General features: G+C 63.9%; 18 protein-coding genes. 7 read left to right on the top strand and 11 right to left on the bottom strand.

Annotated elements, in window-relative coordinates:
• Positions 1-1,065: an ABC transporter substrate-binding protein gene (locus OCX61_RS20785; protein ID WP_261941175.1), complete on the bottom strand. Its 1,065-nt coding sequence runs from the start codon at positions 1,063-1,065 to the stop codon at positions 1-3.
• 317 nt (positions 1,066-1,382) lie between these two features.
• Between OCX61_RS20785 and OCX61_RS20780 the strand changes: the two genes are divergently transcribed.
• Complete coding sequence (locus OCX61_RS20780) at positions 1,383-2,096, top strand: UTRA domain-containing protein (protein ID WP_261941174.1); 714 nt, start codon at positions 1,383-1,385, stop codon at positions 2,094-2,096.
• Between the two features lie 101 nt (positions 2,097-2,197).
• Here the strand turns inward: OCX61_RS20780 and OCX61_RS20775 are convergent, their stop codons facing one another.
• The 7 genes from OCX61_RS20775 to minC all read right to left on the bottom strand — a co-directional run bounded on the left by OCX61_RS20775 (position 2,198) and on the right by minC (position 8,968).
• Entirely contained in the window at positions 2,198-4,351 is a 2,154-nt protein-coding gene (locus tag OCX61_RS20775) for a mechanosensitive ion channel family protein (RefSeq protein ID WP_261941173.1), read from the bottom strand.
• Between the two features lie 44 nt (positions 4,352-4,395).
• Positions 4,396-4,563, bottom strand: a complete 168-nt coding sequence (locus OCX61_RS20770; RefSeq protein ID WP_177408523.1) for a hypothetical protein — start codon at positions 4,561-4,563, stop codon at positions 4,396-4,398.
• Between the two features lie 205 nt (positions 4,564-4,768).
• Positions 4,769-6,058, bottom strand: a complete 1,290-nt coding sequence (locus tag OCX61_RS20765; protein ID WP_261941172.1) for a M18 family aminopeptidase — start codon at positions 6,056-6,058, stop codon at positions 4,769-4,771.
• A 168-nt stretch (positions 6,059-6,226) separates the two neighbouring features.
• On the bottom strand, positions 6,227-6,862 hold the full coding sequence (locus OCX61_RS20760) for an RluA family pseudouridine synthase (RefSeq protein WP_019472567.1): 636 nt from the start codon (positions 6,860-6,862) through the stop codon (positions 6,227-6,229).
• A gap of 177 nt (positions 6,863-7,039) precedes the next feature.
• On the bottom strand, positions 7,040-7,294 hold the full coding sequence (gene minE / locus OCX61_RS20755; protein ID WP_003252572.1) for a cell division topological specificity factor MinE: 255 nt from the start codon (positions 7,292-7,294) through the stop codon (positions 7,040-7,042).
• Positions 7,295-7,297: 3 nt separating this feature from the next.
• Complete coding sequence (gene minD, locus OCX61_RS20750; RefSeq protein ID WP_054893840.1) at positions 7,298-8,110, bottom strand: septum site-determining protein MinD; 813 nt, start codon at positions 8,108-8,110, stop codon at positions 7,298-7,300.
• Positions 8,111-8,209: 99 nt separating this feature from the next.
• On the bottom strand, positions 8,210-8,968 hold the full coding sequence (minC, locus tag OCX61_RS20745) for a septum site-determining protein MinC (protein WP_261941171.1): 759 nt from the start codon (positions 8,966-8,968) through the stop codon (positions 8,210-8,212).
• A gap of 111 nt (positions 8,969-9,079) precedes the next feature.
• Between minC and OCX61_RS20740 the strand changes: the two genes are divergently transcribed.
• On the top strand, positions 9,080-10,015 hold the full coding sequence (locus tag OCX61_RS20740; RefSeq protein WP_261941170.1) for a lipid A biosynthesis lauroyl acyltransferase: 936 nt from the start codon (positions 9,080-9,082) through the stop codon (positions 10,013-10,015).
• Positions 10,016-10,151: 136 nt separating this feature from the next.
• Positions 10,152-11,300: a patatin-like phospholipase family protein gene (locus OCX61_RS20735; RefSeq protein WP_261941169.1), complete on the top strand. Its 1,149-nt coding sequence runs from the start codon at positions 10,152-10,154 to the stop codon at positions 11,298-11,300.
• Between the two features lie 131 nt (positions 11,301-11,431).
• Here OCX61_RS20735 and OCX61_RS20730 read toward each other — a convergent pair whose 3' ends face one another.
• Together OCX61_RS20730 and mlaY are read right to left on the bottom strand one after the other, a co-directional pair.
• The gene (locus OCX61_RS20730; protein WP_400810273.1) at positions 11,432-12,175 is read right to left on the bottom strand and encodes an MlaA family lipoprotein; all 744 of its coding nucleotides are present in this window, start codon (positions 12,173-12,175) and stop codon (positions 11,432-11,434) included.
• A gap of 73 nt (positions 12,176-12,248) precedes the next feature.
• The gene (gene mlaY, locus OCX61_RS20725) at positions 12,249-13,547 is read right to left on the bottom strand and encodes a lipid asymmetry maintenance lipase MlaY (protein ID WP_261941167.1); all 1,299 of its coding nucleotides are present in this window, start codon (positions 13,545-13,547) and stop codon (positions 12,249-12,251) included.
• 189 nt (positions 13,548-13,736) lie between these two features.
• Between mlaY and OCX61_RS20720 the strand changes: the two genes are divergently transcribed.
• Positions 13,737-14,105: a hypothetical protein gene (locus OCX61_RS20720; protein ID WP_261941166.1), complete on the top strand. Its 369-nt coding sequence runs from the start codon at positions 13,737-13,739 to the stop codon at positions 14,103-14,105.
• Positions 14,106-14,234: 129 nt separating this feature from the next.
• Here the strand turns inward: OCX61_RS20720 and OCX61_RS20715 are convergent, their stop codons facing one another.
• Positions 14,235-15,800 (bottom strand): glycoside hydrolase family 17 protein, encoded by a 1,566-nt coding sequence (locus tag OCX61_RS20715; RefSeq protein WP_261941165.1) that lies wholly within the window; start codon positions 15,798-15,800, stop codon positions 14,235-14,237.
• Between the two features lie 196 nt (positions 15,801-15,996).
• Here OCX61_RS20715 and OCX61_RS20710 point away from each other — a divergent pair, with 196 nt between their 5' ends.
• The 3 genes from OCX61_RS20710 (at position 15,997) to OCX61_RS20700 (ending at position 19,074) form a co-directional block, all read left to right on the top strand.
• Positions 15,997-16,857: a glycine betaine ABC transporter substrate-binding protein gene (locus tag OCX61_RS20710; RefSeq protein ID WP_261941164.1), complete on the top strand. Its 861-nt coding sequence runs from the start codon at positions 15,997-15,999 to the stop codon at positions 16,855-16,857.
• Positions 16,858-17,101: 244 nt separating this feature from the next.
• On the top strand, positions 17,102-17,413 hold the full coding sequence (locus OCX61_RS20705; protein ID WP_110639578.1) for a DUF485 domain-containing protein: 312 nt from the start codon (positions 17,102-17,104) through the stop codon (positions 17,411-17,413).
• A complete protein-coding gene (locus OCX61_RS20700; RefSeq protein ID WP_085675414.1) occupies positions 17,410-19,074 on the top strand; it encodes a cation acetate symporter in 1,665 nt (554 codons plus the stop codon). Before OCX61_RS20705 ends, OCX61_RS20700 begins: the two co-directional genes overlap by 4 nt.
• Positions 19,075-19,102 lie beyond the last annotated feature (28 nt).

Raw genomic sequence — 19,102 nt, 5'->3', positions numbered from 1 at the left:
TTACTCCATCTCGATGATCACTTGCTCCTGCCACTTCTGCGGCAGTGCCTTGGAGGTGGCTTCCCAGGCTGCGGCATCCTTGATCGGTTGCGCCGCCTTGTACTGTTCGTTCGGCAGCAGCTTGGCCTGTACATCCTCCGGCAGCTTCAGGTGTTCGGCACGGATCGGCCGCGCATGCCCCTTGGCCAGGTTGATCTGGCCGGCGTCGCTGAAGATGTATTCACGCGCCAGCTTGGCCGCGTTCGGGTGCTTGGCGTACTTGTTGATGATGGTGGTATAGCCGGAGATCACCGTACCGTCCGACGGGATCAGCACTTCGAAGCGTTTGGGGTCGATCTGCTCGCGGTAGCTCAGGCCGTTGAAGTCCCACACCACGCCGACCTCGACCTCGCCTTTCTCGATGGTCTGGATGGTCGGGTTGGCCAGCGACAGGCGCTTCTGCTGCGCCAGCTTGGTGAACAGCTGCAGGCCCGGTGCCAGGTTGCTTTCGTCACCCTTGTAGGCAATGGCGGCAGCCAGCACGCCGTTGGCGGCCTGGGCGGCGGTGCTGACGTCACCGATGGCGACCTTGTACTTGCCCTTTTCCAGGTCGTGCCAGCTGGTCGGGCGGTCGCCTTCCTTGACCAGGTCCTTGTTGATGATGAAGGCGATGGTGCCGGTATAGGCCAGCGCCCAGTGGCCGTCCTTGTCCTTGGCCCACTCAGGCACCTGGTCCCAGGTGCTCGGCTTGTACGGCTGGGTCACGCCCTTGCTGGTGGCGATCGGGCCGAAGGCGGCACCGACGTCACCGATGTCGGCGCTGGCGTTGTCCTTCTCGGCCTCGAACTTGGCGATTTCCTGGGCCGAGCTCATGTCGGTGTCGCTGTGCTTGAGGCCGTATTTGCTGGCCAGGTCGTCCCAGGTGCCTTTCCAGTTGGCCCAGGCATCGGGCATGCCCACGCTGTTGACGTTGCCTTCCTTGCGGGCGGCGTCTTCCAGGGCCTTGAGGTCGGGGCCGGCGGCCATGGCCGAGGTGCACAGGGTAATGGCCGAACCGAGCAGTGACGCCATGAACAACTTTTTCATCCGTAGCTCCTTGGGTGGGTGCCTTTAGCGATCGTTGTTATGAATGAAGCGGTTTTCGCTGACCGTTGGTCTAGGTCAGCAAAGCTTGAGCCAAGGTAGGCCGCTTGCGTGACAGTTTGATGTAGGGCAGGGCCCGCACAGGCCTTGAAGCTACAGCGTAGACCAGGTAATCGCCCCGGTTCTGCTGGCTTGGCGCGTTTCTGGCAGTGCCGGGGCAAGGCCTTTGTCACAGGATGTTCATCAGCCCTGCCTAGGCTTGCACTATTCTCCAAAGGCCCCGTCATGGGGCTGGACTAGTCCAGATAGGTAACCTTTTGATGCAGTCGACGCCACCGCGCGCGGTAACAGCCATCTGCCATGCCCTGCAGGAGCAGATCGAGCACGGCCTGCTGGCGCCGGGCGGCAAGCTGCCGGCCGAACGCAAGCTCAGCGAAGTGTTCGCTACCACCCGCATCACCCTGCGTGAAGCGCTGGTGCAGCTGGAGGCCCAGGGCCTGATCTACCGCGAAGAGCGGCGCGGCTGGTTCGTCGCACCCCAGCGCCTGACCTACGACCTGATCGAGCGTAGCCACTTCCATGCGATGGTGCGTGATCAGGGGCGGGTGGCCAGCACCGAGTTGCTCTCGGCGCGCCTGCAACCGGCTTCGGCGGCAATCTGCGCGCGCCTGCAGCTGCCGGCGCTGTCCAGTGTGGTGCGGATCTGCCGCTTGCGGCGCATCGATGGGCGGGCAGTGCTGTATGCCGAGCACTATCTGAACCCGAGGTACTTCCCGGGGATCCTCGATCAGGACCTGGCGCAGTCGCTGACCGAGATCTACGGGCGGGTGTATGGCATCCAGTACGGGCAGGTGTGCTTCGAGATCCTGCCGACCGCCCTGCCGCTGGAGGCTGCGGGGGCGTTGAAAGTATCGGTGGGTAGCCCGGGGTTGCACATTACCCGGGTCAACAGCGACCAGCATGGGCACTTGATCGACTGTGACCTGGAGTACTGGCGGCACGATGCCATCCGCATCCGCGCCCTGGCTGGCTGAGGTGCTGGATTCTTCGCGGGCAAGCCCGCTCGCACAGGTACGTCACAGTTTTCAAATGCTGTGCTGTACCTGTGGGAGCGGGCTTGCCCCGCGAAAGGGTTCTAACTGGAGGAACCTGATTCTGCCATCTTGCCACCCCCGGCCGTGACTACCTGCACCGACAGGCGCGGCGTGGCCAGGTCCAGCCCGGCCTCGTCAAGCTGGCGCTTGAGCGCCAGGTTGAAAGCCCGCGACACTTCCCACTGCTTGATCGGCGCGGTCTTGAAGCGTGCCCGCAGGATTGCCGAGCCCGATTCGAAACTCTCCACCCCCTGCAACTCCAGCGGTGACCAGATGTTGCGGCGCATCAGCGGGTCGTTGCGCAGTTTCTGCCCCACTTCGCGGATCAGCGTGATCGCCTGGTCGATGTTCATGCTGTGCGGAATCGCCACGCGGAAGATCGCGTAGCCGAACTCGCGGGAGTAGTTCTTGATGCTCTTGATCTCGCTGAACGGGATGGTATGCACGATGCCGTCGATGTCACGCAGGCGCACGGTGCGGATGGTCAGGCCCTCGACCGTGCCCAGGTGGCCGCCGACATCGACATAGTCGTCGATCGCCAGCGAGTCTTCGATGATGATGAACAACCCGGTGATCAGGTCGGCCACCAGCGACTGCGCGCCAAAACCGATGGCCAGGCCGATCACACCGGCACCGGCCAGCAGCGGCGTGACGTTCATGCCCATGTTGGCCAGGGCGACGATCACCGCGATGATGAAGATGACCACGAACATCACGTTGCGGATCAGCGGCATCATGGTCTGCGCGCGGGCGTTGGCCAGGCCGCGGCGCGACCGCACCAGGGCATGGTGCACGGCGGTATCGGCGAGGATCCATACCAGCCAGGCAACGATCAGCGTGCCGGCCAGGCCCAGCAGGCGCACACTCACTTCATGGCCCTCGCCTTCGGCGAAGCCGATCATCGACAAGCCCCACACGCGCAGCCCCAGTTCGATGAACACCAGCCAGATGAACAGGTGCACCAGCAGGTAGCCGAAGTTGCGCAGGCGCTCGGCATACACCGCCTGGCGCTTGCTGGCGCGTTTCGGGTTGGCGGCGTGGCGGCGCACCAGGCCGTTGAGCACCATGCACACCACCACCAGCACGGTGCACATCAGCGACTGGCGCAGGGCGGTGCTGGTGTCGCCGGCGGAAATGAAGGTGGCGAACAGCGACACGGCCACCAGGATCAGCGCCGGCACGAACCAGAAACTGCCGAGGATCTCGATGGTGTCGCTCAGGGTGCGCCGGGTCAGGCGCCGGGCCAGGGGCTGGTTGCGGATCAGGTGGGCGATCGGCCGGCGGAAGCGCAGGATGAACAGGCCCGACGACAGTGCCGCGATGACATTGGCCAATGTCGCCAGGGCATGGGCCAGGTGGGTACCCAGGGCGACCAGCATGCGCGGGTCGCTCATGGCCTCGCCAAAGGCGGCGAAGCTGCCGATCAGCCACAGCGGGCGGAAGGCCTGGTGGCGCAGGATATGCAGGGCGCGGTGACGATGGGGGCCGTCGAGCAGCGAGAAGGCGATCACGCAGATGGCCGAGAAGCAGGTGCCGACCACCAGTGCATAGGCCAGCACCATGGCCAGCGACTTGCCCAGCGACGGCGGTAGGGCGAAGCTCAGGTAGATGGTGAAGACCAGTGCCACCAGCCATGGCCCCAGCTTGCGCAGGGCAAAGCGCACCAGGTCCCAGGTGCGCGGGTGTTGGGGCAGCTCCTCGGTCAGGCCGAAACGCACCCGCACGCGGTGGCCGACCCAGTTGAAGGCATAGGCCAGCAAGCTCCACACCGCGATGACTGCGGCAAAGCCGAACAGGATAGCCGGCCACTGATGCACCGGAACGATCAGTTCGGTCAGTTCGACCTGGGCCTGTTCTATTTCCTGCGACCAGCGGTAGAAGGGGCTGGAGTCACCGCTGAACTGTTTTTCGAAGTCGTGCAGGGCGCCGCCGATCAGGCCCAGAACACCCTGTTCGACGGTAGGTTGCGATTGCTTGGTGGCGTCGCGCAGTTTCTTCAGGTCGGCCAGCAGCTTGGCACGTTGCTGGTCGTTCTCGAGGTTCTTGATCACCTCGTCCAGCGATTTGCCCAGGGGCTCGGTGGCTTCGGGCTGGGCGGGGGCGCTGGAGCCCAGCAGGCTGGGCAAGCCCGCCGCCTGGGCCGGGGACATGAAGATGAACAGCAGCAGGGCTAGGCAACGCAGAAAGGCTGGCACCGGGAAATCTACCTCAGGTCAAACGATTGACCGAGTGTAGAGGTTTATGTCGGCAGTTTCTCCAGGATCGTCCAGCAGGTGAGGCCAAAGATGCCCAGTGTGCCGATCCACATCATCAGCACGCCGATGTTGCGCTCGCGCAGGCTGAAGCCGATGGTCAGCAGCATCAGGAACAGAAACACCGGCACGAACAGTGAGAGGAAGGGGGACATGGGCAGCAGTCCTTCTGCTTGGGGGCCATATAACAAGCATAGCGGGTTGGGCAGAAGGGGGATTGATCCTGGACAGTTGTTTTCAGGCCCGGCCTCTTCGCGGGGCAAGCCCGCTCCCACAGGTCTTCCACAGGGCTCAAGCCCTGCGCGGTCACTGTGGGTGCGGGCTTGTCCCGCGAAAAGTCCGGGCCTGCCTACATCAATCTCAAGGCAGCTCGCGGCTACGGTAGAAGGCACTCAGTACCTTCACCAGATGCGCCAGGTCATGGCTGCCGCACAGTTCACGAATCGAATGCATGGCAAAGGTCGGCAAGCCGATATCCACCGTCCGCACACCCAGGTGGCTGGCGGTAATCGGCCCGATGGTCGAACCACAGCCCATGTCGCTGCGTACCACGAAACTCTGCACCGGCACTTCCTCGGCCATGCACAGGTGGCGGAAGAACCCGGCGGTTTCGCTGTTGGTGGCGTAGCGCTGGTTGTTGTTGACCTTGATCACCGGCCCGGCGTTGAGCTTGGGCCCGTGGTTGCCGTCGTGCTTGTCGGCGTAGTTGGGGTGCACGCCGTGGGCGTTGTCGGCCGAGACCATCAGCGAGCGCTGGATGGTGCGTACGTAGGCGTCGCCGTCCGGCAGCAGGCGCTGCAGGGTCTGTTCGAGCATCGGGCCGTCGGCACCACAGGCCGAGCAGCTGCCGACTTCTTCATGGTCGTTGCACACCAGCACGCAGGTCTCGTCGCTGTCGGCACCCAGCAGCGCCTGCAGGCCGGCGTAGCACGACAGCAGGTTGTCCAGGCGGGCGCCGGCGATGAAGTCGCCATTGAGGCCGATCAGTGCGGCGTCCTGGGTATCGTAGAAGCTCAGCTCGTAATCCAGCACCACGTCGGCGTTGAGGTCGTGCTCGCGTGCCAGCTGCTCGGTGAGCACGGCGCGGAAGTCGATGCGCTCGTCACCGGCCACCTGCGCCAGAATCGGCGGCAGCTCGTTCTGCGGGTTGATCTGCCAGCCTTCGTTGGCGGTGCGGTTCAGGTGGATCGCCAGGTTGGGGATGATCGCGATCGGCAGCTTGAAGTCGATCAGCTGGCTTTCGACCTTGCCGTCACGGCGGAAGGTGACCCGCCCGGCCAGCGACAGGTCGCGGTCGAACCACGGCGCCAGCAGCGCGCCGCCGTACACTTCAACGCCCAGTTGCAAGAAGCCCTGGCGCTGCAGCTCGGGCTGCGGCTTGACCCGCAGGCACGGGCTGTCGGTGTGCGCGCCGACCATGCGGATGCCGTTCAGCAGCGGCGGCTGCTTGCCCAGCTTGATGGCGATGATCGAGGAGTCGTTGCGGGTAACGTAATAGCGGCCACCGGGCACCGCGGCCCAGCTGTCACGCTCGTCCAGGCGCTGGTAGCCGGCCGCCTCCAGGCGCTGGGCCAGGCTGGCGGTGGCATGGAAGGGCGTCGGGGAGGCCTTGAGGAATTCGATCAGGCCGGTATTCAGTGCTTCGCGCATAACTCACTCCAGACAGCAGTGGCGCGAGTTTAGCCTATTGAGTCGAAAATTTGTGTCGGCCTCTTCGCGGCTAAAGCCGCTCCCACTGGGACCGCACTGCTCTCAAGGCTGCGCAATACCTGTGGGAGCAGCTTCAGCCGCGAAGAGGCCGGTACAGGCCTAGCAAGATCAGAAGGGGGCAGGGCACTCGAACTTCAGGCGCTCACCGCTGACCGGGTGGGTGAAGCTCAACATCGAGGCATGCAGGCACAGCCGTTCATGGGCCGCCAGCGCCTCTGGGTTGGCATACAGGCGGTCACCCAGCAACGGATGGCCGATCGACAGCATGTGCACGCGCAGCTGGTGCGAGCGGCCGGTGATCGGCGTCAGTTCGACGCGGCAGTGGTCCCCGCAGCGCTCGACGATACGCCAGAAGGTCAGGGCATGCTTGCCCTGCTCGTGGTCCACCACGTGCCGCGGTTTGGTGGGCGGGTCGTAGCGCAGCGGCAGGTCGATGCTGCCGCTGTCCAGCGCCGGCTGGCCCCAGCACAACGCGGTGTAGGCCTTTTCAGTCTCGCGGTCGTGGAACTGGCGCGACAGCTCGCGGTGGCTGTCGGCATCGCGGGCCAGCAGGATGATGCCGGAGGTTTCCCAGTCCAGGCGGTGCACGATCAGTGCGTCCGGGTAGCCGTTTTCCTGCAGGCGGGTGATCAGGCAGTCCTTGTTGTCCTCGGCACGGCCAGGTACCGACAGCAGCAGGGTCGGCTTGTTGATCACCAGGATGGCGGCGTCTTCATGGAGGATCTGGATGTTCGACAGCGGCATTGCGGAGTCTCTGTGAAAAAGGGGGAAAGCATTGGGGCCGCCTTGCGGCCCTTCGCGGCGGTTCGGCGCCCCGACAAACCCGCTCCCACAGGTGCTGTGCTTATCCTGTGGGAGCGGGTTTGTCGGGGCGCCGAACCGCCGCGAAGGGCTGCACGGCAGCCCCAGCTTTCAGCCGGATCAGCGATCAGGCAAGGTGATGTTCAGCTCCAGAATCGAGCAGCTGCCCTGGTTTTCCAGCTCGATATGCACATCATCGTTGCCGATGTTCACATACTTGCGGATCACTTCCAGCAGTTCTTTCTGCAGCGCCGGCAGGTAGTCCGGTTCGCTGCGCTGGCCGCGCTCATGCGCCACGATGATCTGTAGACGCTCTTTCGCTACCGACGCGCTGGTCTGTTTCTGTCTGCCACGAAAGAAGTCAAAAAGGTTCATGGTTTACTTGCCTCCAAACAGGCGCGCGAAGAATCCTTGCTTCGGCACTTCGATGAAACGCAGGGGTTTCTCTTTGCCCAGGAGGCGGTCAACAGTGTCGCTGTACGCCTGGCCGGCATCGCTCTGGTCGTCGAGGATGACCGGGATACCTTGGTTGGAGGCCTTGAGCACGGCCTGCGACTCGGGGATCACACCCTTGAGCTTGATCGCCAGGATCTCTTCGACGTCGGCGATGCTGAGCATTTCGCCCTTTTCGACGCGCTCTGGGTGGTAACGGGTGATCAGCAGGTGTTCCTTGATCGGCTCCTCGCCGTTCTCGGAGCGGCGCGACTTGCTCGACAGGATGCCCAGCATGCGGTCCGAGTCACGTACCGAGGACACTTCAGGGTTGGTCACGACAATGGCTTCGTCGGCGAAGTACATCGCCAGGTGCGCGCCTTTCTCGATACCGGCCGGCGAGTCGCAGATGACGTAATCGAACTGTTCTTTCAGCTCCATCAGCACCTTTTCGACGCCTTCCTGGGTCAGCGCGTCCTTGTCGCGGGTCTGGCTGGCGGCCAGCACGAACAGGTTCTCGAGGCGCTTGTCCTTGATCAGGGCCTGCTGCAGGTTGGCTTCGCCGTTGACCACGTTGACGAAGTCGTACACCACGCGGCGCTCGCAGCCCATGATCAGGTCGAGGTTACGCAGGCCCACGTCGAAGTCGACGATGACAGTCTTGTGGCCGCGCAGTGCGAGGCCGGTGCCGATGGCGGCGCTGGTGGTGGTCTTGCCCACACCCCCCTTGCCGGAAGTAACGACGAGAATCTTGGCCAAGGTGTTTCACCCCTAAATAAGTCGGGACAGGTGTCCCAGCAAAATGCAAAAAACGGCAACAGATAAAAAAGTTGCTCTAAAAATGACGGCAAGTATCCGTTAAAGACGGGTGATGTTCAACACGTCACCGGACAGGCTGACTTGCACGCCGGCGCCCCACAGCGGGTCGCGGCGCAGGTCTTCGCACACCTTGTACTGGCCGGCGATCGAGACCATTTCGGCGGTCATCTGCTGGCAGAAGATACGTGCCTTGGTATTACCCTTGATCCCGGCCAGGGCGCGGCCGCGCATGGCGCCGTACACATGGATGTTGCCATCGGCGAGAAGTTCCGCACCTGGGCTGACCGAGGCGGTGACGATCAGATCGCCACCCTGGGCGTAGATCTGCTGGCCGCCTCGCACGGGCGAGGTGATGATGCGGGTCGGGCGCACCTCTGGCTCGGGAGCGGGAGCCGGGGGCGGGGCCGGTTCGGCCTTCTTGACCTCGGGTTCGGGCTCCAGCGGCCGCTCGCGGGCGCCGGATGGCGGCAACACCGGCAGGTCGATGGCGATCGCCGCGGCGATGTCCTCGATGCGGTTGGCGCGGATCGCCAGGGTTCGCAGGCCATGATGGCGGCAAATACGCATCAGCCCGGGCAGGTCGATCGCCCCTTCGTCGGCTGGCAGTTTGTCCAGCGCCAGCACCAGCGGCGTGTTGCTGAAGAAATTCGGGGCCTGGGCCACTTTCGCCGCCAGCTGGCGGTCGAGGGCTTCCAGGTCGTTGCGCCCCAGTTCCAGCACAGTGATGGCGAGCATGCTGCCCTTGAGCTGGAACACGGAGGCGGTGTCGGGTGTGTGGTTTGGGCTCATGGTCTGCATAGACGGCTTGTTGCGAAAAAAGTGCCCTGACTTATAACGATAAGACCGGTTGGCCGCAACCGGTGCCGATCCGATGTAGAATGCTCGGCCTTTGTCTTGCCGGAAGCTTCAATGGAACGCCCGCGTTTTCGACCCTACTTCCTTCACCCGCGATTCTGGGGCCTGTGGCTTGGCCTGGGCCTGCTGTGGCTGGTGGTGCAGTTGCCATACCGAGCCCTGCTGTGGCTCGGCAGTGCCCTGGGTGCGCTGATGTACCGTGTGGCCGGCGAGCGCCGGCGCATTGCCGCGCGTAACCTCGAACTGTGCTTCCCGGAGCTGTCCGACGACGAACGGCGGCGCCTGCTCAAGGCCAACTTCGCCTCCACCGGTATCGCCTTCTTCGAAATGGCCATGAGCTGGTGGTGGCCCAAGGCCCGCCTGGCGCCCCTGGCCCACATCGAAGGCCTCGAGCACCTGCAGGCAGCGCAGCAGGCCGGGCAGGGCGCCATTCTGATGGCGGTGCACTTCACCACCCTGGAAATCGGCGCCGCGCTGCTCGGCCAGGCCCATACCATCGACGGCATGTACCGCGAGCACGGCAACCCGCTGTTCGACTTCATCCAGCGCAGTGGCCGTGAGCGGCACAACCTCGATTCGCTGGCGGTGGAGCGTGATGACGTCCGTGGCATGCTCAAGTTGCTGCGCTCGGGCCGGGCGATCTGGTACGCACCGGACCAGGATTACGGCGCCAAGCAGAGCATCTTCGTGCCGTTGTTCGGTATCCCGGCGGCCACGGTCACCGCAACCACCAAGTTCGCCCGCCTGGGCAAGGCGCAGGTGATTCCGTTCACCCAGAAGCGCCTGGAGGACGGCAGCGGCTATCGTCTGGTGATTCACCCGCCGCTGGAGGGTTTCCCCGGTGACAGCGAAGAAGCCGATTGCCTGCGTATCAACCAGTGGGTCGAAGGTGTGCTGCGCGAATGCCCCGAGCAGTACCTGTGGGCGCATCGGCGCTTCAAGTCGCGGCCCGAGGGTGCGCCGCGGCTGTATGACAAGAAAAAACGCTGATTTTTGTATTGCCTGTACCGGCCCTTTCGCGGGGCAAGCCCGCTCCCACAATGACCGCGTAAAGGCTGGCTCTGTGGGAGCGGGCTTGTCCTGCGAAGAGGCCGGGCCTGAAAACAGCTGATCCAGGAAGGAATCCATGGCGCCACCCCCGGTAACCGGTCTCATCCTTTCTGGCGGCGGCGCCCGTGCCGCCTATCAGGTCGGTGTTCTCGCCGGCATCGCCGAGCTGCTGCCGCCCGGCGCGCACAACCCGTTCCCGGTCATCGTCGGCACTTCGGCCGGTGCCATCAACGCCGTGACCCTGGCCAGTGGCGCCACCCGCTTCCATGACGCCGTGCAGCGCCTCACCACGTTCTGGCAAAACTTCCGCAGCCGCCTGGTCATCCGCAGCGACTGGCCCGGGGTGGTGCACCAGGCCAGTCGCTTCGTCGGCCACAGCCTGCTGGGGCTGGGCGGCCAGGTGCCGGTGGCCTTGCTCGACAGCCGCCCCCTGCGTGGCCTGTTGCAGTCGCACCTGGACCTGGATGGCATTGGCCACGCCCTCGCCGCCGAGCAACTGCGGGCTGTCGCCGTGACCGCGTTCGGCTACGAAAGCGGCCAGGCGGTGACCTTCTACCAGGGGCGCGGCACCATCGACGCCTGGCTGCGCCACCGCCGCATCGGCGTGCCCACGCCGTTGACCATCGATCACCTGCTGGCCAGCGCGGCGATTCCGCTGCTGTTCGCCCCGGTGCGCCTGGGTGATGAGTACTACGGCGACGGCGCGGTGCGCCAGTCGGCACCGATCAGCCCGGCCCTGCACCTGGGCGCCAGCCGGGTGCTGGTGGTCGGGGTCAGCGGCAACCCGCAGCGCCCGGCGGCGCCGTTGCCGACCCAGCGCGTGTTCAGCGGTCAGCAGCCGAGCCTGGCGCAGATCGGCGCGCACATGCTCAACAGCACCTTCATCGACAGCCTTGAGGACGACATCGAGCTGCTGCAGCGGCTCAACCACCTCAGCCGGCTGTTGCCAGCGCACCTGGATGCACGGCGCCTGGGGCTGGCGCCGATCGAGGTACTGGTGGTTGCGCCGAGCCAACCGCTGGACGAGATTGCAGCGCGCCACCGGCGGGAATTACCGGCGGCGTTAAGGTTGTTCCTGCGCGGCCCGGGGGCGACGCGCACGAGCGGGGCAGGGGTGTTGAGCTACCTGCTGTTCGAGGCCAGCTATTGCAGCGAGCTGATCGAACTGGGGCGGCGCGATGCCTTGGCCAAGAAGCGCGAGCTGTGTCAGTTCCTGGGGATTTGATGTTGCCTGCACCGGCCTCTTCGCGGGACAAGTCGGGGCGCCGAACCGCCGCTCCCACAGGGATTGCGCATGCCTCGAGGTAAGCATTGAACCTGTGGGAGCGGGTTCACCCGCGAAGAGGCCGGGCCTGCTTATTCAGCTATTTGCAGCTTGCGCGCCTGGGTATACACATACCGGACCTTCTCATACTCGAACGGCGAGTTGAGCTGCCCGTAGCGGAATTTGGTGGTGTAGCGCTTGTCCACCACGCGCAAGGCGAAGATCTCTGGGTGGTTTTCGCTGGCCTCGGCCACGTTCAGGTAGTTCACCGCCTGCTCGCCAGCGTAGTCCACCGCCAGCCCGGTGGTGTCGCGCAGGTTCGACGGGCCGAGTACCGGCAGCATCAGGTACGGCCCTTCCGGCACGCCATAGAAGCCCAGGGTCTGGCCAAAGTCCTCGCTCTGGCGCGGCAGGCCCATGCTGGTGGCCGGGTCCCACAAGCCACCCACGCCGATGATGGTGTTGAACATCAGCCGCGCGGTGATTTCTGCCGAGCGCTTGGCCTTGAGCTGCAGCACGCTGTTGAACAGGTTCGGTACGTCACCCAGGTTGTTGAAGAAGTTGCTCACGCCGGTACGCACGAAGCTGGGCGTGACGTACTGGTAGCCACTGACCAGTGGCAGCAGCACCCATTGGTCGAGCCGGTAGTTGAAGTGGTAGATGCGCCGGTTCAGCGACTCCAGCGGGTCGTACACGTTCAGCGCCTCCAGGGTCGAGCGTTCGAATTCGCGCTGGTCGAGCCCGGGGTTGAATTTCAGTGCGCGCAGCGGGTCGATGAAGCCGTCAGCCTCCGGCGCCAGCGGCGCCTGGGTGACTTGTGGGTCGGCTTCGACCACGCTGGCCCGTGGCGCGGTTTCCGCGGCCAGGGCATTGCCGGCAATCAGCAGGGCGGTGGCGAGGAGAAGTTTGTTAGCCACGGAAGAACTCCAGCATGGCGTCGCTGTTGACGCGGTAGTTGAGGTTGCCGCAATGGCCGCCATGGGGGTAAAGGGTCAGACGATCACCGAACACCTTGCGCAGGAAACCGATATCGCCGGGGCCGAGGATGACGTCGTCGGCGTTGTGCATCACGGCGATCTTGTCGCTGTTGTGCAGGTAGTCCTCCAGTGCATACAGGCTGACCTGGTTGACCAGTTGCAGGATGCTGTTGCCATCGGTGCGGGCGCGCCACATCGGGATCACCTGCTCGGTCATGTAGCAGTCGAAGTCGCACTGCAGGGCACGCTTGAAGAACGGCGTCAGGCTGCTGCCCTCGGTGATCGGGAACTTCGGCGGAATGATCAGGCCGCGGCGGTTGATCAGGTCGGAGGTGAAGGCGATGTCGGCCGCCGAGAAGCGGAACGAGGTGCCGATGAGCATGGCCATCTGTTCGTTGGACAGGTGCTGTTTCGACTGCTGGAAGTCGTACAGCAGGGCGTCGTTGAGGTCGATGTAGCCCTTGTCCTGGAAGTAGCGGGTGAGCTTCTCCAGCATCAGCTCGTAGAAGGTGGTGCTGCGGTCGATGCCCTTGACCTGGGTCTGTACCAGTTTGTCGAGGTTGTTGATCGAGGTGTACAGGTTGACCGGTGGATTGAGCAGCAGCACGCGCTTGAAGTTGAAGCTGCGACGGGTTTCGTCGAGGTGGCTTACGAATGCAGCGTCCAGCGCGCCCAGGCTGTAGCCGGTGAGGTAGTACTCACTGACCGGCAGACGCGGGTGCTGGGCACGCACGGCCTGCATCACCCGGTACATGTCTTCGGCGTCTTCCTGGCTGACCCCGGGAGTGGCGAAGCGTGAAGCTGCGCTCATGAAGTCGTAGCTGGTCGGCGACGACAGTTGCACCACGTGGAAGCCGGCCTGGTAGAACAGCTTCTTGAGGTATTCGTTGATGCTGCTGGAGTAGGGCGCACCGGTACCGGCGATGAGGAAGATCAGCGGTGCCTCGTGGTCCTGGCGTGCCAAGCGATATTTGAGCTTCTTCACCGCCCAGAAGTTGTCGGGCAAGCTGAACTCGCGCTCCGGGCGCAGGTTCAGGCTGTAGTCGGACTGGTCGATGTCATCGTCGCTGGGCAGGGTCGGGCGCTGCTCCGGTGGCGTGGTGGCGATGGTCGCCTCGAACGGGTTGGTCAAGGGGTAGCCGTAGCTCGCGGCGTCGATATCCCGCGCCGAAGCGGCCGCAGCCATGAGCAGGCCGCCAAGAAGGGCGGCGAGGCGCCAAGATCGAAGCATGTATTCCCCCAGAAGGATCAAGGTCGTGCAGTACGCAGGCTAGGACCACGGTTGCCTGGGCAAAGTTGCCTGGTGCGGTGGCCTTTGGTGTGCTTGTTATCTGCAACATAGCTGCAGGGTTGTGATTTTGCCTTACAACCGGGCTTGGGCGATCATGGATGATTTCGATTACCGCTATTGGAGAATGGGATGTCTCGATCGCTGCCGGCCGCTCTACTGCTGATGTTTCTGGCACTCTGGCTCGCCGCCAGTTATGGCGTGCGCTATGGGCTGATGGAGGATGGGCAGTGGGTCGGGCTGTGCGTGGTGCCAGGCGACCACTGGCAGTGCCAGGTGCGTTCGTTGCTGGGGTTGGGCATTCACTTTCAGGTGATGGCCTGGGCCGGGTTGGGCATGGCCTTGCTCGCGCAGCTGGTTTCGGGGCGCGCCGGGTGGTGGCTGGCGGTGTTGGCATTGGTGTTCGGCATTCCCGCCCTGGTGCTGTACACCGCCAGCATTGCCGTGTTCGTGGTGGTGCTGGCGGGGTTGCGGCTGGTCCGGCAACCGCGCCGGGGCTGAAAGGGGCTGCTGCGCAGCCCATCGCCGGCAAGCGCGGCTCTCACACTGACCGTGCAAGCCCGCAGGCTTGTGCAGTCCCTTGTGGGAGCCGCGCTTGCCGGCGATGGGCCGCAAAGCGGCCCCAGGGTATCAAGCCAGGCGCAACCGCAAGCTTCTCCACAAGGCTGCAGTCATCAACACACTGACCAGCGCCCAGCCCCAGGCCTGCTGATTCTCCAGCCCTTCCCGATACAGCTGCGGCAACACCCCGGCCCCGACGATAAACGCCAGCAACGCCACTTCCGCGCGCCGTGCAGCCACGGGCCTTAGCAGGTACACCAGCGCCGGCAGGGCCAGCGCCACGCTCGGGAAGCTGCGGTAGCGCGGGTCGAACACCATCGCCAGCATGCTCACTGCTGCGGCAAAGCCGGCGGCCAGCAACAGCCATCCCGCCCGCGCCTGCAGGTAACCGAACAACCGCTCGCGCCAGCCGTTGCGGCGGACCAGGGCAAGGGCTGCATGCATCAGCACCAGCAGGTTCAACCCGGCCAGCACCACCGCCCACACCCATTCCCCGGCAAACCGTGCATGGGTGCGCATCAACTCGCCCCACAGCCCCAGGCAGCCCGCGCCAAACGCGGCCAGCAGCGGCAGCAGCAAGGCTGCCAGCGGTGTGGCGGGGCGCCCGGCCATCAGCAGCGTGAGTGCCATCAACAGCACGCTCGCCAGCAACCACTGCGGCCAGTAATGCAGGTTGCTGACCGGTCCTTCGAGCACTCCCTTGTCCTGCCGGTCGGCATCGTACAGCCCCCAGTAACCGCCCACGGCGCCTTCACTGGCACGCTTCCATGGCTGGTCGAATGCTTCGATCAGGTTGTAATGCCAGCCATTGGCCTCGGCCATGCCGACGAAGCCACGAATGAACCGCGCCTCGTTGGCGCGGCTGGGCACGGCGGTCTCGCGCTGACGGCCTTCGCTGGGCCAGCCAGTTTCGCCGATGAAGATGTCCTTGGGCGCGAAACGGTTGCCGAACACCCGGCGCACGTCGGCGACGTGGGCCAGGGCATCGTCGATGCCGCGCGGGTCGTCTTCCCAGTAGGGCAGCAGGTGGATGGTCAGGAAGTCCACCGCTGGCGCCACCTGCGGGTGCTGCAGCCAGAACTCCCAGACATCGGCATAGGTCACCGGCACCTTGACCTGGCTTTTCACTTTGTTGATCAGCGTGGCCAACTGCTCGCCGGTCACTTCCTTGCGCAGCAGCGCCTCATTACCGACGATCACAGCGCTGACCACGTCCGGGTTGGCGTTGGCAGCGGCGATCAGCGCGTCCACTTCCTTCTCGGTGTCGACCGGGTTGGCGTTGACCCAGGCGCCGAGCATCACCTTCAGCCCATGCTTGCGCGCCAGCGCCGGGATTGCCTCAAGACCGCTCATCGAATAGGTACGGATGCACTGGAATCGCTCGGCCAGCAGCGCCAGGTCGGCATCCATGCGCGCCGGGCGCAGGCGAAAAGGCTGGTCGAACGGCGACTGGTCCTTGTCGAACGGCGTGTACGACGCGCACTGCAGTTTGTGCGTGGGGCTGGCTGCGTCGGGCAGCACGACGGGCTTGCCCAGCCCGTACCAGAGCGCCCCCAGCCCGAGCAGGGCGAGCAGGCAGGCAAGCAGGTACAACGGCAGCAGCAGGCGGGAAGCTTCAGGCATCGGGCGGTCCATCGTCAGGCACAAAACGCTAGATAGTAGCCCGGCGCCAAACCTTTGGCATGCAAGGATCGCGCAGGCTGCCGTAGGCCGATGCCGCTAATGGCATAGTGCTGTCGCATATGGGCGGGTACAGGTCGCAGTGGGAGCAGGTCGACCTGTGTTGCAGGAAGATGATGCAGTCTCCAAGACCTGACGAGGGGATGCTTTGATGGCTACTTTTACAAGAATGCGCCGTTTCCTGGGTGTGGGCACCGCCCTGGTATTGACCATGAGCGCTGCACAGGCCATGGCCAAAGAAGTAAGCATTGGTTACGTGGATGGTTGGTCCGACAGTGTGGCGACCACCAACGTCGCCGCAGAAGTGATCAAGCAGAAGCTCGGCTATGACGTGAAACTGCAGGCCGTGGCCACCGGCATCATGTGGCAGGGTGTCGCCACCGGCAAGCTCGACGCCATGCTCTCGGCCTGGCTGCCGGTCACCCACGGTGAATACTGGGCCAAGAACAAGGACAACGTGGTCGACTACGGCCCGAACTTCAAGGACGCCAAGATCGGCCTGATCGTCCCCGAATACGTCAAGGCCGTGAGCATTGCCGACCTCAAGACCGACAGCAGCTTCAAGCAGAAGATTGTCGGTATCGATGCAGGCTCCGGGGTGATGCTCAAGACCGACCAGGCAATCAAGGACTACGACCTGACCGGCTACAAGCTCCAGGCCAGTTCCGGCGCGGCTATGACCGCCGAACTGGGCCGCGCGTATGCCAAGCAGCAGTCGATTGCAGTGACCGGCTGGGTGCCGCACTGGATGTTCGCCAAGTGGAAGCTGAAGTTCCTCGAAGACCCGAAAGGCGTGTACGGCGCGGCTGAGACCGTGAACAGCATCGGCAGCAAGGAACTGGCGACCAAGGCGCCGGAAGTGGCGGAGTTCCTGAAGAAGTTCCAGTGGCAGTCCAAGGATGAGATCGGCGAGGTCATGCTGGCGATCCAGGAAGGTGCCAAGCCTGAAGCGGCGGCCAAGGACTGGGTGGCCAAGCACCCGGACCGCGTGAAGGAGTGGACTGGCAAGTAACAACCTTTCAGGGCCAGTTTTGCTTCTTCGCGGGTGAACCCGCTCCCACAGGGATATCCACAGTCTTCAGGCTTGTGCACATCCCCTGTGGGAGCGGGTTCACCCGCCAAAGGGCCATCACTTTGTTACGTAAACGGTAAAACACCGTTGCATCTAAGACTAAGGTCGTCTGGTTGGCGTCCAACAGCTGCATAAAGTAAGGGTGTGGGTTCCATCCCCTACCTGTGCTGCTAGGACAAAAACAATGAACGACAGCATTTACCTCTCGATACAAAACAGCCCGCGCTTCAAGGAGCTGGTCAGCAAACGTGAACGGTTCGCCTGGATTCTCTCGGCGATCATGCTCGGCCTCTACTGCGCGTTCATCCTTCTGATCGCCTACGGTCCTCAGATTCTGGGCACCAAGCTCAGCCCTGACTCGTCGATTACCTGGGGCATTCCCCTGGGCGTCGGCCTGATCGTGTCGGCATTCGTCCTGACCGCCATCTACGTACGCCGCGCCAACGGCGAGTTCGATGAGCTGAACAAGGCCATCCTGAAGGAGGCGCAACAATGATTCGCCACGCCAAAGCCCTGGCCGTACTGGCCTGCGGAGCCTTCGCACCCGCCGTGTGGGCCGCCGATGCCCTGACCGGCGAGGTGCAGAAACAACCGCTGAACGTTCCGGCGATCGCCATGTTCGTGGCCTTCGTCGCCTTCACCCTCGGCATTACCTACTGGGCCTCCAAACGCAACAAGTCGGCGGCCGACTACTACGCTGCCGGTGGCAAGATCACCGGCTTCCAGAACGGCCTGGCGATTGCCGGTGACTACATGTCGGCGGCCTCGTTCCTGGGTATTTCCGCCCTGGTGTTCACCTCCGGCTACGATGGCCTGATCTACTCGATCGGCTTCCTGGTCGGCTGGCCGATCATTCTCTTCCTGATTGCCGAGCGCCTGCGCAACCTTGGCAAGTACACCTTTGCCGACGTTGCCTCGTACCGCCTCGGGCAGAAGGAAATCCGTACCCTGTCGGCCTCCGGTTCGCTGGTGGTGGTGGCGTTCTACCTGATCGCGCAGATGGTCGGCGCGGGCAAGCTGATCGAGCTGCTGTTCGGCCTCGACTACCACGTCGCGGTGATTCTGGTGGGTATCCTGATGTGCCTGTACGTGCTGTTCGGCGGCATGCTGGCCACCACCTGGGTACAGATCATCAAGGCCGTGCTGCTGCTGTCCGGGGCCAGCTTCATGGCGCTGATGGTGATGAAGCACGTGGGCTTTGACTTCAACACCCTGTTCTCCGAAGCGATCAAGGTGCATGCCAAGGGCGAGGCGATCATGAGCCCGGGCGGCCTGGTCAAGGACCCGATCTCGGCGTTCTCCCTGGGCCTGGCGCTGATGTTCGGTACCGCTGGCCTGCCACACATCCTGATGCGCTTCTTCACCGTCAGTGATGCCAAGGAAGCGCGCAAGAGCGTGCTGTACGCCACCGGCTTCATCGGCTACTTCTACATCCTGACCTTCATCATCGGCTTCGGCGCGATCCTGCTGGTCAGCACCAACCCGGACTTCAAGGACGCCGCTGGCGCCCTGATCGGCGGCAACAACATGGCGGCGGTGCACCTGGCCGATGCCGTGGGTGGCAGCGTGTTCCTCGGCTTCATCTCGGCCGTGGCCTTCGCCACCATCCTGGCGGTGGTGGCCGGCCTGACCCTGGCCGGTGCCTCGGCGGTGTCCCACGACCTGTACGCCAGCGTCTGGCGCAAGGGCAAGGCCAACGACAAGGACGAGATCCGTGTGTCGAAGATCACCACCATCGCCCTTGGCGTGCTGGCGATCGGCCTGGGCATCCTGTTCGAGAAGCAGAACATCGCCTTCATGGTCGGCCTGGCGTTCTCCATTGCCGCCAGCTGCAACTTCCCGGTGCTGCTGCTCTCGATGTACTGGAAGAAGCTGACCACCCGCGGCGCCATGATCGGCGGCTGGCTGGGCCTGGTCAGCGCGGTGACGCTGATGATCCTTGGCCCGACCATCTGGGTGCAGATCCTCGGCCATGAAAAAGCCATCTACCCGTACGAGTACCCAGCGCTGTTCTCGATGATCATCGCCTTCGTCGGTATCTGGTTCTTCTCGGTCACCGACAAGTCCAAGGCTGCCGATGACGAGCGTGCGCTGTTCTACCCGCAGTTCGTCCGTTCGCAGACTGGCCTGGGTGCTTCTGGCGCTGTCTCGCACTGATAGCCCTCGCCCATGAAAAAACCGCGCC

This window comes from Pseudomonas sp. LRP2-20, from assembly GCF_024349685.1.
Classification (GTDB): domain Bacteria; phylum Pseudomonadota; class Gammaproteobacteria; order Pseudomonadales; family Pseudomonadaceae; genus Aquipseudomonas.
Note: the sequence above shows the minus strand (reverse complement) of the source record. Positions and strands in the feature narration are given on the sequence as shown.

What these genes read in the sequence shown, in the direction of transcription:
- OCX61_RS20760 (WP_019472567.1), bottom strand. Translation starts at nt 6,862, where the DNA reads ATGCCGCTGTCGAACATCCAGATCCTCCATGAAGACGCCGCCATCCTG.
- OCX61_RS20715 (WP_261941165.1), bottom strand. Translation starts at nt 15,800, where the DNA reads ATGGACCGCCCGATGCCTGAAGCTTCCCGCCTGCTGCTGCCGTTGTAC.
- minC (WP_261941171.1), bottom strand. Translation starts at nt 8,968, where the DNA reads ATGCAGACCATGAGCCCAAACCACACACCCGACACCGCCTCCGTGTTC.
- OCX61_RS20705 (WP_110639578.1), top strand. Translation starts at nt 17,102, where the DNA reads ATGAACGACAGCATTTACCTCTCGATACAAAACAGCCCGCGCTTCAAG.
- OCX61_RS20780 (WP_261941174.1), top strand. Translation starts at nt 1,383, where the DNA reads ATGCAGTCGACGCCACCGCGCGCGGTAACAGCCATCTGCCATGCCCTG.
- OCX61_RS20735 (WP_261941169.1), top strand. Translation starts at nt 10,152, where the DNA reads ATGGCGCCACCCCCGGTAACCGGTCTCATCCTTTCTGGCGGCGGCGCC.
- OCX61_RS20770 (WP_177408523.1), bottom strand. Translation starts at nt 4,563, where the DNA reads ATGTCCCCCTTCCTCTCACTGTTCGTGCCGGTGTTTCTGTTCCTGATG.
- OCX61_RS20700 (WP_085675414.1), top strand. Translation starts at nt 17,410, where the DNA reads ATGATTCGCCACGCCAAAGCCCTGGCCGTACTGGCCTGCGGAGCCTTC.
- minE (WP_003252572.1), bottom strand. Translation starts at nt 7,294, where the DNA reads ATGAACCTTTTTGACTTCTTTCGTGGCAGACAGAAACAGACCAGCGCG.
- OCX61_RS20720 (WP_261941166.1), top strand. Translation starts at nt 13,737, where the DNA reads ATGTCTCGATCGCTGCCGGCCGCTCTACTGCTGATGTTTCTGGCACTC.
- OCX61_RS20740 (WP_261941170.1), top strand. Translation starts at nt 9,080, where the DNA reads ATGGAACGCCCGCGTTTTCGACCCTACTTCCTTCACCCGCGATTCTGG.
- OCX61_RS20765 (WP_261941172.1), bottom strand. Translation starts at nt 6,058, where the DNA reads ATGCGCGAAGCACTGAATACCGGCCTGATCGAATTCCTCAAGGCCTCC.
- OCX61_RS20785 (WP_261941175.1), bottom strand. Translation starts at nt 1,065, where the DNA reads ATGAAAAAGTTGTTCATGGCGTCACTGCTCGGTTCGGCCATTACCCTG.
- mlaY (WP_261941167.1), bottom strand. Translation starts at nt 13,547, where the DNA reads ATGCTTCGATCTTGGCGCCTCGCCGCCCTTCTTGGCGGCCTGCTCATG.
- OCX61_RS20710 (WP_261941164.1), top strand. Translation starts at nt 15,997, where the DNA reads ATGGCTACTTTTACAAGAATGCGCCGTTTCCTGGGTGTGGGCACCGCC.